This window comes from Nonomuraea sp. GTA35 (assembly GCF_041950525.1).
In the GTDB taxonomy this organism is placed as follows: Bacteria; Actinomycetota; Actinomycetes; order Streptosporangiales; family Streptosporangiaceae; genus Nonomuraea.
On record NZ_JBGNUV010000010.1, the window covers coordinates 91,467 to 105,825 of the forward strand.

The 14,359-nt window shown below is 71.2% G+C and carries 16 protein-coding genes and 1 tRNA gene; 12 read left to right on the plus strand and 5 right to left on the minus strand.

What is annotated here, in order from left to right:
* The first annotated feature begins 58 nt into the window (after positions 1-58).
* Together ACBJ32_RS37045 and ACBJ32_RS37050 are read left to right on the plus strand one after the other, a co-directional pair.
* The gene (locus ACBJ32_RS37045) at positions 59-1,135 is read left to right on the plus strand and encodes a DUF6745 domain-containing protein (protein WP_375130707.1); all 1,077 of its coding nucleotides are present in this window, start codon (positions 59-61) and stop codon (positions 1,133-1,135) included.
* Positions 1,136-1,146: 11 nt separating this feature from the next.
* On the plus strand, positions 1,147-1,578 hold the full coding sequence (locus ACBJ32_RS37050) for a hypothetical protein (RefSeq protein WP_375130708.1): 432 nt from the start codon (positions 1,147-1,149) through the stop codon (positions 1,576-1,578).
* A gap of 67 nt (positions 1,579-1,645) precedes the next feature.
* On the opposite strand, the gene ACBJ32_RS37055 is transcribed toward ACBJ32_RS37050, so the two are convergent.
* The 3 genes from ACBJ32_RS37055 to ACBJ32_RS37065 form a co-directional block, all read right to left on the minus strand.
* The gene (locus ACBJ32_RS37055; RefSeq protein ID WP_375130709.1) at positions 1,646-2,629 is read right to left on the minus strand and encodes an LLM class flavin-dependent oxidoreductase; all 984 of its coding nucleotides are present in this window, start codon (positions 2,627-2,629) and stop codon (positions 1,646-1,648) included.
* 65 nt (positions 2,630-2,694) lie between these two features.
* The gene (locus ACBJ32_RS37060) at positions 2,695-4,017 is read right to left on the minus strand and encodes a glycoside hydrolase family 6 protein (protein ID WP_375130710.1); all 1,323 of its coding nucleotides are present in this window, start codon (positions 4,015-4,017) and stop codon (positions 2,695-2,697) included.
* 137 nt (positions 4,018-4,154) lie between these two features.
* Positions 4,155-4,715 (minus strand): TetR family transcriptional regulator, encoded by a 561-nt coding sequence (locus tag ACBJ32_RS37065; protein WP_357874623.1) that lies wholly within the window; start codon positions 4,713-4,715, stop codon positions 4,155-4,157.
* Positions 4,716-4,811: 96 nt separating this feature from the next.
* Between ACBJ32_RS37065 and ACBJ32_RS37070 the strand changes: the two genes are divergently transcribed.
* The 6 genes from ACBJ32_RS37070 to ACBJ32_RS37095 all read left to right on the plus strand — a co-directional run bounded on the left by ACBJ32_RS37070 (position 4,812) and on the right by ACBJ32_RS37095 (position 9,440).
* A complete protein-coding gene (locus ACBJ32_RS37070) occupies positions 4,812-6,623 on the plus strand; it encodes an MDR family MFS transporter (RefSeq protein ID WP_375130711.1) in 1,812 nt (603 codons plus the stop codon).
* Positions 6,620-7,048, plus strand: a complete 429-nt coding sequence (locus ACBJ32_RS37075) for a hypothetical protein (RefSeq protein WP_375130712.1) — start codon at positions 6,620-6,622, stop codon at positions 7,046-7,048. The genes ACBJ32_RS37070 and ACBJ32_RS37075 overlap by 4 nt, the downstream gene beginning before the upstream one ends.
* The gene (locus tag ACBJ32_RS37080) at positions 7,045-7,281 is read left to right on the plus strand and encodes a hypothetical protein (RefSeq protein ID WP_357874615.1); all 237 of its coding nucleotides are present in this window, start codon (positions 7,045-7,047) and stop codon (positions 7,279-7,281) included. Before ACBJ32_RS37075 ends, ACBJ32_RS37080 begins: the two co-directional genes overlap by 4 nt.
* Before the next feature lie 13 nt (positions 7,282-7,294).
* Positions 7,295-7,771, plus strand: a complete 477-nt coding sequence (locus ACBJ32_RS37085; protein WP_375130713.1) for a universal stress protein — start codon at positions 7,295-7,297, stop codon at positions 7,769-7,771.
* Between the two features lie 85 nt (positions 7,772-7,856).
* The gene (locus tag ACBJ32_RS37090) at positions 7,857-8,582 is read left to right on the plus strand and encodes a M15 family metallopeptidase (RefSeq protein WP_375130714.1); all 726 of its coding nucleotides are present in this window, start codon (positions 7,857-7,859) and stop codon (positions 8,580-8,582) included.
* 12 nt (positions 8,583-8,594) lie between these two features.
* Positions 8,595-9,440 (plus strand): NUDIX domain-containing protein, encoded by an 846-nt coding sequence (locus ACBJ32_RS37095; RefSeq protein ID WP_375130715.1) that lies wholly within the window; start codon positions 8,595-8,597, stop codon positions 9,438-9,440.
* A 10-nt stretch (positions 9,441-9,450) separates the two neighbouring features.
* On the opposite strand, the gene ACBJ32_RS37100 is transcribed toward ACBJ32_RS37095, so the two are convergent.
* Positions 9,451-9,792, minus strand: coding sequence for an STAS domain-containing protein (locus ACBJ32_RS37100; RefSeq protein WP_375130716.1), 342 nt, complete (start codon positions 9,790-9,792; stop codon positions 9,451-9,453).
* Between the two features lie 36 nt (positions 9,793-9,828).
* On the opposite strand from ACBJ32_RS37100, the gene ACBJ32_RS37105 reads away from it, so the two are divergent.
* A tRNA-Ser gene (locus tag ACBJ32_RS37105) sits at positions 9,829-9,918 on the plus strand.
* A gap of 160 nt (positions 9,919-10,078) precedes the next feature.
* Positions 10,079-10,519 carry a calmodulin-binding protein gene (locus ACBJ32_RS37110; RefSeq protein ID WP_375130717.1) on the plus strand — a complete coding sequence of 147 codons (441 nt, stop codon included), beginning with the start codon at positions 10,079-10,081 and terminating at the stop codon, positions 10,517-10,519.
* 49 nt (positions 10,520-10,568) lie between these two features.
* Here ACBJ32_RS37110 and ACBJ32_RS37115 read toward each other — a convergent pair whose 3' ends face one another.
* Complete coding sequence (locus tag ACBJ32_RS37115; RefSeq protein WP_375130718.1) at positions 10,569-12,764, minus strand: AAA family ATPase; 2,196 nt, start codon at positions 12,762-12,764, stop codon at positions 10,569-10,571.
* Positions 12,765-12,878: 114 nt separating this feature from the next.
* On the opposite strand from ACBJ32_RS37115, the gene ACBJ32_RS37120 reads away from it, so the two are divergent.
* Positions 12,879-13,835 (plus strand): NAD(P)H-quinone oxidoreductase, encoded by a 957-nt coding sequence (locus ACBJ32_RS37120; protein WP_357874598.1) that lies wholly within the window; start codon positions 12,879-12,881, stop codon positions 13,833-13,835.
* 5 nt (positions 13,836-13,840) lie between these two features.
* Positions 13,841-14,359 (plus strand): bacterial proteasome activator family protein, encoded by a 519-nt coding sequence (locus tag ACBJ32_RS37125; protein ID WP_357874596.1) that lies wholly within the window; start codon positions 13,841-13,843, stop codon positions 14,357-14,359.

Genomic DNA, 14,359 nt, shown 5'->3' on the forward strand with positions numbered 1-14,359 from the left:
CGTCTGCCACCATCGGTCCCATGATCATGCGAAGGGAGGGCGCCACCGCCCTCGATCGGTGAGCGCTCACGCGCAGCGGGAAGCTGCCGAGATCCGCGAGCAATGGCTGGGCCGAGCGCTATCGACGCTGCCCGCCGACCGTCCGGCCGCCGAGACGGCCATCTCCTCTCTCTACGACCTGGTCGGGCTGCCGCCGCCCCGCTTCCACTGGGTCGCCTCACCCCTGACCGCGCTGGCGACCGTGCCCCCGGGGCTGGGCTCCGCGCAGAGCCTGGAGCGGGTGGACGGATGGCCGCTGCCGCACCGGCTCATCGCGCTCAAGAACGAGCTGCGCCGCGGCATCGACGCCAAGGTGCGAGGTCTGCAACAGCCGCTCGACCAGCTCATCCGGCGCAGGGTGCAGACCCCGCTGCTCCACAGCAGCGGGGTCTGCCTCCTCCAGCCGCTCCAGCAGGCCCACACCGGGGAGTTCTCCTGGAACAACCGCTGGTACGAGAGCCAGCTCGTTCCCTGGATCGCCCACTACGACGCCCTGCGCCGGGTCGCCGGGGTGGTGTTCACCGCCGAGCAGCTCCGGCAGTGGAAGCTGTGGGCGACGGTGGCCTCCTCGTGCCACTGGTGGTGGCCGGCCGAGCACGTGTGCGTCGTGTCCGAACGTCCCGTCGCCCTGCACACGGAGGTGTCGGGCGACGACGGCCAGGTGCGGCTGCACCACGCGGACGGCCCTGCCGTGCGCTACGCCGACGGCTGGTCCCTGCACTCCTGGCACGGCACCCGCGTGCCGGCCTGGGTGATCGCCGGCCCGACCGTCGAACGCATCGCGGCCGAGACCAACGTCGAGGTCAGGCGGTGCGCCATCGAGCGCCTCGGCTGGCCCGAGTACGTCGAGCAGGCCGGGCTGAGGCTGGTCGGCACGGCGCCCGATCCCGGCAACCCTGGCGCCGAGCTGCGGCTCTACGACATGCGGCGGGAGACGAAGGTGCTCGTCGCGGTGAACGGCTCCGTCGAGCGCGACGGCCGGCGCCGCCGGTACGGCCTGACCGTGCCCGGCCACCTCACCGATCCGCTCTCCGCCGCCGGCTGGACGTACGGGCTGTCCGCCGAGCAGTACTCCCGACTCCTGCGCAGAACCTGAAGGTGATTCCCATGACCATGACCCTTGCCGAGCTCACCAGCCGAACCGGGCTCACCGTGCTCGACCACCTCGAACACTCCGTACGGATCCCCGTGCTCGACGGCCTCCAGGCCCAGGGCGACCTGATCGTCATCCCGCTGTCCGAAGTCGACGTCACCGTGTGGGGCGACGCCGTGTGGCGGCCCGTGCCCGCCGAGGGGGTGGAGCTGCTGCGCGGCGCGGCCGGCGGCAACCCGCACACGCTCGTCGCCGAGCCGGGCACCTGCCGCTGGACCGCGCACGTCCGGGACGGGCAGGGGCTGGCGATCGGCGTGTTCGACGCCACCGCCCCCGTCTACCTGCTGCATCCCGAACACGGGGGCTCGGGATGCGCGCCCGGCACGTACGTGGTGCGGCGCCAGCGCGAGCACGAGGGCAGCCGCTCCCGGCTGGTCGCGGACTAGCGGCGCCACTCGCGGATCCGTAGGTGTGGCTCGCTGACGCTCGCGGATCAGCGGGCGGCGCTCGCCGCTAGCCGCGGATCAGCACGTCGGCCAGCAGTTCCGCCGAGCGCATCCAGGCCTTCCTGTCGGGCGCCGAGAACGCCACGATCAGCTCGTCGGCCCGGGCGTGCTCGGCGAACCGCTCCACGTACGCCTTCACCTCGGCGGGGTTCCCGACCGCCGAGTACTTGGCCATCTGCACGAGCTGCTGCCCGGCCGGGGAGTCGAGGATCATGTCGGCCTCCTCGGTCGTGAACGTGCGCCCCCGCCCGAGGAACCTGCTCACCCTGAGCCGCTTGGAGGCCAGGAACTGCTCCTCGGCCTCCTCGGTGGTCTCGGCCGCGATCACGTTCAGCGCGGCGATCACGTACGGCTCGGCGAGCTGCGCCGACGGCTTGAACTCCTGCCGGTAGACCGCGACGGCCTCCTCCAGCGCGGTGGGCGCGAAATGCGAGGCGAACGCGTACGGCAGGCCGAGCATGGCGGCGAGCTGGGCGCCGAACAGGGAGGAGCCGAGGATGTAGAGCGGCACGTCCGTGCCCTTGCCCGGCGTGGCGTGCACGCCGGGGATGCGGGTCTCGCCCGTCAGGTAGCCCTGCAGCTCCAGCACGTCCTGCGGGAAGGAGTCGGCGGAGGCGGGGCTGCGGCGCAGCGCCCGCATCGTCTGCTGGTCGCTGCCGGGCGCCCGGCCGAGCCCGAGGTCGATGCGCCCCGGGTGCAGCGTCTCCAGCGTGCCGAACTGCTCGGCGATGGTCAGCGGCGAGTGGTTCGGCAGCATGACGCCGCCCGCTCCCAGGCGGATCGTCCGGGTGTGGGCGGCGACGTGGGCGATGAGCACGCTCGTGGCCGAGGAGGCGATGCTGTCCATGTTGTGGTGCTCGGCGTACCAGATCCGCCGGTATCCGAGCTCCTCGGCCCGCTGGGCCAGGGCGACGCTGGCGGCGAAGCTGTCCGCCGCGGTCTCGCCCTCGCCTATGTGCGCCAGATCCAGGATGGACAGCGGCAGAGCCATGAGTACGCGCCTTTCGCAGAGCGGTTGACCTGGCAGTGGACAACAGCCGCGAAAGGCGCGTTATTTCATGACGAGGTGCACGTCACCGTGGAAGGGGTGCCACTCTGTCCGTTGACCAGGAAGCCGAACGTGGTGCTCGCGCCGGCGGCCAGCGTGCCGTTCCAGTTGAGGTTCGTGACGCTGACGGCGCCGCTCGTGCCGGACAGGGTGCCGTTCCAGAGCTGCGAGATCGTCTGGCCGCCCGGCAGCGTCCAGCCGACCCTCCAGCCGCTCATCTGCGCGGAGCCGGTGTTCTTGACGGTGACCTCGCCCTGGAATCCACCCGACCACTGGGTCGCCACCTTGTACGTGGCGGTGCAGCCACCCGGCCCGGTCGTCGGGGTGACGGTGGGGGTGACCGTCGGGGTGACGGTGGGCGTGGAGGTGCCGCCCGCCGCGACGGCCAGGTCGTACGCGCGCTGCGGCACGAACTGCCCGGCGCCGGCGATGCAGCCGTCCGCCTCGCCCGGAGGCTTGACCCACAGGTAGGCGTCGATGGCCGCGTCGCCCGTCTCCGTGGTGCTCCAGATGCCCGTGGCGCGGCCCGCCGGGTCGCACCACTCGCTGCCGGACGGGCCGTTGCCGTTGCGGCTGGTGTCGATGACCGCCTTCAGCCTGGACACGCCGGTCGCCGCGATGATGCTCTTCGCGTACGAGACGAGCCCCGGCGTGGCGCGGTAGTTCGAGGTGTTGACCGCCAGGCCGTCGGCGCTGTTGGCCACTTCCGCCCCGACCAGCCTGGAGGCGGCCTCGGAGGCGGACAGCCAGCCGTCGTGGCCGATGTCGAAGTACACCTTGGCCTGCGACGACGCCTGCTTGAGCCGCTTGCCCGCGTAGGCCATGGAGGCCTTCACCTCGGCCTGCTCCGAGGCGTTCATGCAGTTGGTCATGATCGCCAGGGCGTCGGGTTCGAGGACGATGGAGGCGGGGCGGCCCGCCAGACCGGCCGCGATCTCGTCGATCCAGGCGCGGTAGGCCGCGTGGTCGGGCGCGCCGCCCGCGCTGGGGCCGCCGCAGTCGCGGTTCGGCATCGCGTACACGGCCATGATCGGGATCTTGCCCGCCGCCGCGGCGGCGCCGACGTACGCGTCCACCTGGCCGCGCACGGTCGAGGGGTTGTACGTGGCGAACCAGCGCCCCTGCGGCACGGCGGCGATACGGTCCCTGATCACCGGGGTGCGGCTGTCGTTCGGGTTGGCGGCCACCCACTTGGCGGCGTTGGTCTGCGGATCCACGTAGAAAGCGGAGTCGGCGGCCTGCGCGCTGGGGGTTGACATGACCACCGCCCCCGCCGCGGCCAGGGCGCCCGCCGCGACGAGCACCGCCCACATGGGCCTTCTGCGAGACATGTAGATAACTCCGTCCGTCGGGTGGGAGCGCTCCCACGGGCATCATGGATGCTAGGAGCCCGCCGGGGCCGGACAAAGACATCGGGTCGATCCCTGGCTCGTCACGCAGGTCGGAGCCGTGATGAGCGGTGAAACTTTCAACCGGCCAGGCACGCCTCGAACACGGCGGTCAGCCGGTCCACGTCGGCCGGCGTGGGCTCCTCGGGGCCGACGCGGCGGCGCATCGCCCCGATGCCCAGGACGACCGAGACGGCCATGCGGGCACGCGCGTGCGCGTCAGGACCGGAGAGCATGGCCTCCAGCGGGCTGAGCACCGCCGTGATCAGCCGTTCCCTGGCCGCCACCCGCACCTCCGGGTGGTAGGCCGAACGTTCGAGCGTGCGCAGGATCGGGCTCTCGGGCGGGTGCTGCATGCGCTGGGCCGCGTACTCCGCCAGCCGCCGGGGCAGCTCCTCCGGGCGGCCCGTGAACAGGTCGCCGAAGGTCGGCTCGCCCTGCAGGACCGCGGCGAACAAGCCGGCCTTCGACCCGAAGTAGCGGCCCACCAGGGCGATGTTGGCCTCAGCCGCCGCCGCGATCATGCGGACGGTCACCTGCTCGTAGCCCTGCTCGCCGAACAGGGTGCGAGCCGCCTGCAGGATGCGCTCCCGGGTGGCCTCACGGTCGCGCGGCCTGGCCTCAGTCACCTGGGGGTTCATGCCCGCACTCTACTGAACGCACACCCACTTACCGCGCGGCTAGTAAACATGCGTATACTCAAGTTGGATAAAACTGCAAGAAGGGGATGTTGTGTCTTGGTAGCCCAGGCGCAGGCCGCGTCCCCCACGAAGCAGCGGACCTACACGCACCGCGAGATCCTCGAGGTCATGTCCGGGCTCATGCTCGCGATGCTCACGTCGATGATCTCGACGTCCGTGGTGGGCACCGCGCTGCCGACGATCGTGGGGGAGCTAGGCGGTCAGGACCAGTACTCATGGGTCGCGAGCGCGACCATGCTGACGATGACGGTCTCCACACCGCTGTGGGGCAAGCTGTCCGACCTGTTCGGGCGCAAGCTGCTCTTCCAGACCGCGCTGGCGTTGTTCGTCGCGGCATCGCTCGTGGCGGGCCTGTCGCAGGACATGGGGCAGCTCATCGCGGCGCGTGCCGTACAGGGCCTGGGCGTCGGTGGTCTGTCGGCGCTGAGCCAGGTGATCCTGGGGGACATCGTCTCCCCCCGCGAGCGTGGCCGCTACTCCGGCTACATGGGGGCCGTCTTCGGCATCTCCACGGTCGCGGGGCCGTTGCTGGGCGGGTTCATCGTGGACGCCGACTGGCTGGGCTGGCGCTGGTGCTTCTACGTGGTCGTGCCGTTCGCGCTGGTGTCCTTCTTCGTGATCCAGAGGGTGCTGAAGCTGCCGAAGGCCACTCGCAGCACCTCGATCGACATCTGGGGCGCCACGACGATCACGGCCAGCGCGAGCGCGCTGATGCTGCTGCTGACGCTGGGCGGCAACGAGTTCGAGTGGAACTCGGGTTGGACGTACTTCCTGGGCGCGGTCGCCCTGCTCATGCTGGCCCTGGCGGTGCTGTCGGAGCGGACCGCGCGCAACCCGATCCTGCCGCCGCGCCTGTTCCGCAACCCGACGTTCGTGCTGACCAGCCTCGCCTCGCTGTTCGTCGGCATGGCGATGTTCGGCGCGATGATCTACCTGCCGCAGTACCTGCAGATCGTCAAGGGGCTCAGCCCGACCAACTCGGGCCTGATGACGCTGCCCATGGTCGTGGCGCTGTTCCTGGCCGGCGTGATCTCCGGGAAGATCGTCACCCAGACGGGCAAGTGGAAGATCTTCCCGGTGGCGGGCCTGCTCATCGTGGCCATCGGCCTGTTCCTGCTGTCCCGGCTGCACGTGGACTCCAGCGAGTGGCTGATCGGGTTCGACGTGGCGGTGCTGGGCATCGGGCTCGGCCTGTCCATGCAGATGCTCATCCTGGCCGCGCAGAACGGCTCCGAGCTGCGGGACATGGCCTCGACCACGTCGGGTGTGTCGTTCTTCAGGTCGCTGGGCGGCGCGGTGGGCGTGGCCGCGTTCGGCGCCATCCTGACGAGCCGGCTCAAGGACGAGATCGCCGAGATGGTCAAGGCGGCGGGCATCCACCTGCCCGGCGGCTCCGAGGTCAAGCTCGGCAGCCCCAGCGCCATCCAGATGCTCCCGACGCCGATCAAGAACATCGTGCTGGAGGCGTTCACCCGGGGTCTGGAGACCGTGTTCCTGGTCGGCGTGCCCATCGCGCTGCTCGGCTTCGTGGCCACGCTCTTCCTCAAGGAGCTGCCGCTGCGCGGGTCGAGCGTTCCGGTGGCCCCCGAGCCCAAGCCGCTCAGCAAGGACGACCTGGTCCTGGCCGGCCTGCTGCTGGAGCTCATCGCCCAGCGCGTCGAGCGGGTGAACGGCGAACGCTCCGCGCTCCTCACCGCCGTCGCCAAGATGGCGCCGCCTGACGACCGCCCGGAGCGCGAGCGGGCGAGATCGGTCGTGCAGGACGTGCTGCGGCCCACCTCGCGCGCTCTGATCGCGCAGGCCACGCCCCCACAGAAAGACCTCGTAACAGGAGGAATCTCGCAATGATTCGCAAGTTCGTGGGCGCCGTCGCGGCCGCCCTGGCCGTACTGGCCGGGTTGTGGCTGATGATCGCGCCCTTCGCCCTCGGCACCCAGCCCGAGGGCGCCGACTGGACGAACGCCACCCAGTCCGAGTTCTTCGCCGGCCTCGGGGTGGCCGTCGTGGGCCTCGTGGGCGCGATCGCCTTCGTGCTGGCCGTCCACGAGGAGCTCGTCGTCCGCGGCCTGGTCGTGCCCAAGCCGCGCGGTCCCGAGCCGGAGCCGGAGCCCGTGCCGGTGGCCGCCGCGCCGCAGGCCACGTCCGCCGAGCTGGCCGGTCTGCTCGCGCCGCTGGTCGAGGCGCTGCGCGAGGACCTGAACCACAACCCCCGCACTGGCGAGCACCGCCAGAACGGCAAGGCTCCCCTGGTCGGAGTGGAGGAGAACCGATGAAGGCCAAGCTGGGCGTAGCCGCCCTGGTCGTGCTGTTCCTGGCCGGCCTGTGGCTGGTCGCGGCCCCGTTCGCGGTCGGCTACCAGCCGCGCGGCGCCGAGTACGTGGACGCGACGATCAACGACCTGTGGCTCGGCGGCGGGCTCGCCGCGCTGTCGTTCGTCGCCCTCGTGATCTACGCGGCCGACGCCCTGCGCGACCTGGCCCACCGCGGCAAGCACGCCGACTCCTGACGCGAGTCATGCCGTGTCCGGCAATGGCATCGACCCGCAGTGGGAGCCCGTGGCGGGCCGGCTCCCCGCAGGGCAGTTCGAGATCGGCAAGGACGGCGCCGGCCTGCTCGTCGTGGGCTTCGACGGCTCGGGCCCGAGCCGCAACGCGCTGGCGTACGCGGCCGGGCTCGCCCGGCGGGACGGCGCCGCGCTGCTCATCGCGTTCGTGGAGTCGCTGAACACCGCCTCGCTCTGGTTCTTCGCCGGGTCGCCGATCATCCCCGACTCGGGCGCGGACCTGGCCGAGGAGCTGCGCGACGAGCTGCGCGGCGCCGGGGTGCCGTGGCAGTTCGTCAGCCTGCGCGGCGACCCGGCCAGGGCGCTGGAGACGCTGGCCAGCACGCACATGGCCGACGGCATCGTCGTGGGCCGCTCCCGCTCGCCCTGGCGCGGGTCGGTGGCCGCCCACCTGGCGAGACGGGCGCACCGTACGGTCCTGATCGTGCCCTGACCTGGCCCGGTGCCGTGCGCGACGCGGGCCGCCTCATGGCGTCGATAGCTCGTTGACCTGGCCAGACGTCGCATATGGTGGCCAGATGAGACGTGCTGCCGCCTTGGCGCTCGTGGTGCTCGGGACCGTGTCGTGCGGCGCGGGCCAGCCGGCCTCCGTGCCCGCGCCCACGACCTCGGCTCCCGAGCAAGGAGCGCCCGAATCACCCACGCCCGCACCCGCGACTCCCACTTCCACGGGGCCGCCCGCGTTCAGCTCGAAGGTCTCGCGGGTCTCCCGCGACCAGCTCCCCTACTCCTGGCGCCCCGGCTGCCCGGTCCACTACCGGGACCTGCGGCTGGTGACGCTGACGTACTGGGGCTTCGACAACAAGCCGCACACCGGTGAGCTGGTGGTGCGCAGGACGGTCACCGACGACATCGAGACGGTCTTCGAGAAGCTGTACGACTGGCGCTGGCCGATCGAGCAGATGAAGCTGGTGGACGCGTTCAAGGCGGACGACTTCGACTCGATCGAGGCCAACAACACCTCGGCCTTCAACTGCCGCCAGGCGACCGGGTCGAGCAACTGGTCAAATCACGCATACGGGGAAGCAATAGACATCAATCCCCAGCAGAACCCATATGTCACCGCAAGTGGCACGACGGCACACCAAAATGCCAAGAAGTTCACCGAGCGTCCAATTAAGGGTAAAGGTGTGATTAATCCTGGCGACAAGGTCGTCAAGGCCTTCGCCGGGGTGGGCTGGGAGTGGGGCGGCTACTGGTCGGGAGCCAAGGACTACCAGCATTTCTCCAAGGGCGGAGGCTGAGAGAATTGCCACATGGCGGCTAGGGACGGCGACGGCTGGACGGAGTGCGCCCAGGGCCACAGGCACTGGGGCGTGCACGGCGCCTCAGGGCTGCTCGTCGTCCATCACGACGACGCCGGGGTGCCGTACGTGCTCATGCAGAAACGCTCCTGGTGGAGCCACCACGGCGGCACCTGGGGGCTGCCCGGCGGAGCCCGCGACAGCCACGAGGACGCGGTCGCGAGCGCGCTGCGCGAGGCCCGCGAGGAGGCGGCGCTGGCCGGTGACGGCCTGCGGGTGCAGGGCATCTACCTCGACGACCACGGCGGGTGGGCGTTCGAGACGGTGATCGCCGAGTCGGCCGAGCTGCTGGCGGCGGCGCCGGCCAACCGCGAGAGCACCGAGCTGCGCTGGCTGGCGCTGCCCGAGATCGCCGAGCGCAGGCTGCATCCCGGCTTCGCCGCGACATGGGGCGACCTCCAGGAGGCGATCAGGCCCGAGACCGTCGTGCTGGACGTGGCCAACATCGTGGGCGCGCGGGCCGAGCGCGGCTGGTGGAACGACCGGCTGGGGGCGGCGACCCGGCTGCTGCGCGAGGTGTCGGGGCTGCGGCTGGCACATCCCGTGCTGGCGCAGTGGTACCCGAGGATGGTGGCGGTCGTGGAGGGCGCCGCCAGGAGCGCGCCGGCCGTGGAGGGCATCCAGGTGGTCGCGGCCACCGGCAGCGGTGACGACGCCATCGTGGACGTCGTGCGCCAGGCCAAGCCGTGGGAGCGCGTGCTCGTCGTCACGGCCGACCGGGGGCTCAAGGAGCGGGTGGGCCGGCTGGGCGCGGAGACCGTGGGCCCCAAGTGGCTGCTGTCGCAGCTCGGTGTCTAGGGCTCGGCGTCTAGAGCTCGGCGGGAACCACGCGGTCGAAGGCGGCCTTGAGCCCTGTCACGTCGAGCACGCGCTGCAGCACCCCGTGGACACCCACGATGCCTAAGGAGCCGGCGTGCGCGGAGACCCTGCGCTGGTGCTCCACCAGCACCCACAGGCCACTGGAGTCGCAGAAGTCCAGCTCGCCGGCGTCGATCACGATCTGCACCCGGCCCTCGGTGAACAACTGCACCAGCGCGTCCTTCAGCAGTGGCGCCGTGAGCTTGTCGAGGTCGCCGGTGAGGCGCACGAGCGCGTCGCAGTCACCGCGCTGCACCTCGACGTTGAGATCCGCCACCTCCTGAACGTACACCCCTGTCACTACAGCCGCTATCGTGGTTTCCGCACAGGAGGGTTCGCATAGTGGACGAGTGCAGCCGCCTTGAAAGCGGCCAGGTCAGCGATGGCCTCGTGGGTTCGAATCCCACACCCTCCGCCAGCTCTTCCCTGGGCTCCTGACGTGCCCTGAGGCCCCTGAGCCGCCCCCCGGTCAAGCCAGAACTGTGTGGCGGTCACGCTAGTGTCACACAGCGTAGTCGTATCACTACCGTCCGTGTCGAAGGGTTGTGGATCTCAACCCCCTGTACCGGAGGTACCTCGTGCGACGTATCACCCGTAAGATCGGCGCTCCCCTCGCCGCGGCACTCGCCGTCCTGACCGCGGCCGCGCCGGCCACGGCCGCCCCGCAGGCCGCGCCCGCGGCGTACTTCGTGATGACCGACATCACCCGGGAGGAGTTCGTCCTGCGGCTCACCGATCCCGCCAAGATCCAGCACGCGCGCGACCTGATCCACGGCGTGACGAACGAGCGGCCCCACGTCGTCGGCAGGATCGCGAAGCAGGCCGTCCCCTACAACGCCCGCTGGAGCTACCACTACCGGCCCGAGACCGTCGACTTCTTCGACGTGGCCATCGAGGTGTGCGACGCCACGATCCCCTACGTCGAGGACCATCTGGACGAGGCGGGCGGCGCGTTCCTGCCCGGGCTCGTCTTCTGCCCGTGGACCTCCCGATTGGTCAGGGAACTGCCCGCGCCGTGATCATGACGTGCCACGCACTGCCGGTCGCCGCGCCGGCAGTGCGCCCGGGTCAGTCCCTGAGGCCCGCGAAGCCGTCGCCCACGTAGGCGGCGAGCTGCAGGTACGCCTCCCTCGTCGGCTCCTGGAGCCGGTCGAGATCGATCTCCGCGCCCTCCTCCAGATGCGGGTCGTACGGCACCCTGATCACCGCGCGGCACCTGGCGGCGAAGTGGGCCTCCAGCTTCTTGATGTCCACCGCCGACTTCGACCGGGGCCTGACGCTGCACAGCACCACGGTCGCGTTCTTGACCAGGTCGGCGTAGTGGTGCGCCTCCAGCCAGTCGAGCGTCGCGGAGGCCGCCCTGGCGCCGTCCACGGACGGGGAGCTGACCAGCACGATCTGGTCGGCCAGCCCGAGCACGCCGCCCATGGCGGAGTGCAGCAGGCCGGTGCCGCAGTCGGTGATGCAGATCGAGTAGAAGTTCTCCAGGACCTGGGAGACGGCCTGGTAGTCGGAGCCGCTGAACGCCTCGGAGACCGACGGGTCGCGGTCGGAGGCCAGCACCTCCAGCCGCGAGGGCGCCTGCGAGGTGAACGCCCTGATGTCGACGTACCGCTTGACCTGGTCACGCTCGTTGAGCAGGTCGCGCACGGTGGCCGAGGTCTCCAGGACGAGCTTGTCGGACAGCGTGCCCCTGTCGGGGTTGGCGTCCACGGCGATGACGCGGTCGCCGCGCATCTGGGCCAGGGTGGCGCCGAGGCCGACCGTGGTCGTGGTCTTGCCCACGCCGCCCTTCAGGCTCAGCACGGCCACGCGGTGGTGACCGGCCGTGACCGGGGTGCGGGCCCTGGTGACGAGCTCGCGGCGGCGGCGCACCTCCGGTGACTCGCCCGGCTTGATCCAGCCGCCGGACGCCCTGTAGACCAGGCGGCGCCAGCCCTTGGAGGGGGCGTTGCGCCGTCCGCGAAGCAGGGACTCCGGGTCGAGGCTCTCGGCGGTCGGCCGGCCGGTGACCGGCGGCCTGGGCGAGGCGGTGAACACCGGGGTCGGGGCCGGGCGGCGGCGCGGTGGCGGCGGGATCTCGCGCTCGGCGGGACGCCACTCGTGCTGCTCGGTCCACTGCGGGCGCTGCTGCTCCGGTTGCCGGAGGTGCTCCTGCTGGTGAAGGTGCCCGGAAGGCTGGTGGAGGTGCTCGGGGGGCTGGTGGAGGTGCTCGGGGGGCTGCTCGCTCCACCCGGGCCGGTCGGCAGGGTCATCGCTCCACTCGGGACGATCCGCTGGGCGCTCGCTCCAGTCAGGACGGTCCGAGGGCCGCTCGCTCCAGTGGGAACGGTCCGGCTGCTGCTCCGACCACGTGAGGCGCTGGTCCTGGGCGTGGGTCTCGGGCTCGTTCCACTGCGGGACGTCGCCGCGCGGCCGCGTCTGCGACGACTCGGCCCACTGCGGGAGATCGGCCCGCGGCATCGTCTGGGGCGGCTCCGCCTCGGCGGGCTCCCCGGCGGACGCGCCGGCCTGCTCCTCCCAGGACGGCCGCTCGTTGCGCGGCTGGGTGTCGGCCCACGCGCCCTTCTCCTCGACCGCGGGAGGCTCCTCCTCCACGCGGGCCTGCTCCTCCTCGGCGCGCGCGGACTCCCCGGCGCGCGCCGGCTCTCCGGCGTGAGCGGGCTCCCCGGCGGGAGTGGCCTCCTCGGTGGCCGGCCGCGGCCAGTCAGGGGGCGTGACCCAGGCCGTCTCCTCGCCCGAAGGCGGCCACGTCGTGTCCTCGGCCCGCTCGGGCTGTGAGGCGGCCTGCTCGGGCGGGGCGCCGGAGTGGGTGCCGGTCGAGGTGCCTGGCTGGGTGCCGGGTGAAGTGCCGGGTGAGGTGCCGGGCGGGGTGAACGACAGTGACGGGTAGGCGTCGGTGTCGTCGGGGCGCGGCAACGGCTTCAGCGGCGCGTGGAAGGGGTCGTCGGCGGGCGCCGCGGGCTCCACCTTGACGGTGGCCTCGCCGAGCCACTCCCCGGCCTCGCTCTCCCGCTCGGGGACCTCCTCGGCCGCCTCGGCGCCGTACACGGAGTCGACGGCCGCGCGGAACAGCGGCGGCGTCGGGGTGTCGTGGTGCTGGGGCACCAGCGCCCACGGGTCCTTGGGGTACGGCGATGCGACCGGCTCGTCGGCGAGAGCTCCGGAGGCGCTGACAGGGACAGGCGCCTCCTCCGTCTCCTTGATCGCGTCCAGCCAGGCCAGCTGTTCCTCGAGAGATTCCTCTCGATCGTGTCTTGCCACCGTGTTCCCCCTCGGGTGGGTCTAAAGGGGCAGCAAATACCTTGCAGGTTAACGCCATGAGTTCCCTCGCAGCCCGGCAACCCACAACTTCTTTGCCCGGCTACCGTGGATCGCATGCGAGCCATTGAGATCGCCAGGCCAGGCGGACCAGAGGTGCTGGAGTGGCGCGAGGTGCCGGAGCCGCACGTCGAGCGCGGGGACGTGCTCATCGACGTGACCGCCTCGGCGGTGAACCGAGCCGACGTCCTGCAACGGCAAGGATTCTACGACCCGCCCCCCGGCTCCTCGCCCTACCCGGGGCTGGAGGTCTCCGGGGTGGTGGTCGAGATCGGGGAGGACGTGGAGCACTTCAAGCCGGGTGACGAGGTCTGCGCGCTGCTCGGTGGCGGCGGTTACGCCGAGCGCGTAGCCGTACCGTGGCAGCAGGTCATGCCCGTGCCCGAGAACGTGTCGCTGCGCGAGGCGGCGGGCCTGCCCGAGGTGGCGTGCACGGTCTGGTCCAACGTGTTCATGGTCGGCCGGCTGCGCAGGGGCGAGACGCTGCTGGTGCACGGCGGGGCCAGCGGCATCGGCACGTTCGCGGTGCAGCTCGCCAAGGCGCTCGGCTCGCACGTCGTCACCACCGTCGGCTCGGCGGCCAAGGGCGAGCGCGTCAGGGAGCTCGGCGCGGACGAGGTCATCAACTATCGCGAGGAGGACTTCGCCGACAAGGTACGCGCCGACGTCATCCTCGACATCATGGGCGCGAAGTACCTCGCGGGCAACGTCCGGGCGCTGCGCGCCGGCGGGCGGCTGGTGATCATCGGGCTGCAGGGCGGGCGCAAGGGCGAGATCGACCTCGGCGCCATGCTCGCCAAGCGCCTGTCGGTGCACGCCACGACGCTGCGCGCTCGTCCCGTCGACGACAAGGGCGTCATCGTGCGGAGTGTGGTCGACAACGTATGGCCCCTGGTCGGAGCGGGTGCGGTGCGTCCTGTCGTGTACGCGGAGGTCCCCATGTCCGAGGCCGCGGAAGCTCACCGAATGTTGGATTCGGGAGAGCACGTCGGCAAGATCCTGCTAGTACGGTGAGTGTTATGAATGCTGAGGACAACAACACCCCCCACATCGTGGTGGTGGGCCCTGACTTCCAAGGTCAGGGCGATAGCGGCGAGGATGATCGATCGGTCACCAACCTGGTCGAGCAGCCCGCCAAGGTGATGCGCATCGGCAGCATGATCCGCCAGCTTCTCGAGGAGGTGCGCGCGGCTCCTCTCGACGAGGCCAGCCGCAAGCGGCTGAAGGAGATCCACGAGTCCTCCATCAAGGAGCTCGAGGACGGGCTGGCGCCGGAGCTGGTCGACGAGCTGGAGCGGCTCTCGCTCCCGTTCACCGACGACAACGGCACACCGCCGAGCGAGGCGGAGCTGCGCATCGCGCACGCCCAGCTGGTGGGTTGGCTCGAAGGTTTGTTCCACGGCATCCAGACCACGCTGTTCGCGCAGCAGATGGCGGCTCGGGCCCAGCTCGAGCAGATGCGCAGAGCGCTGCCCGGCGTGCCTGGCGTGCCCGGTGAAGAGGGCCAGCGCCCCCACGGCTCGGGGCCCTACCTCTAG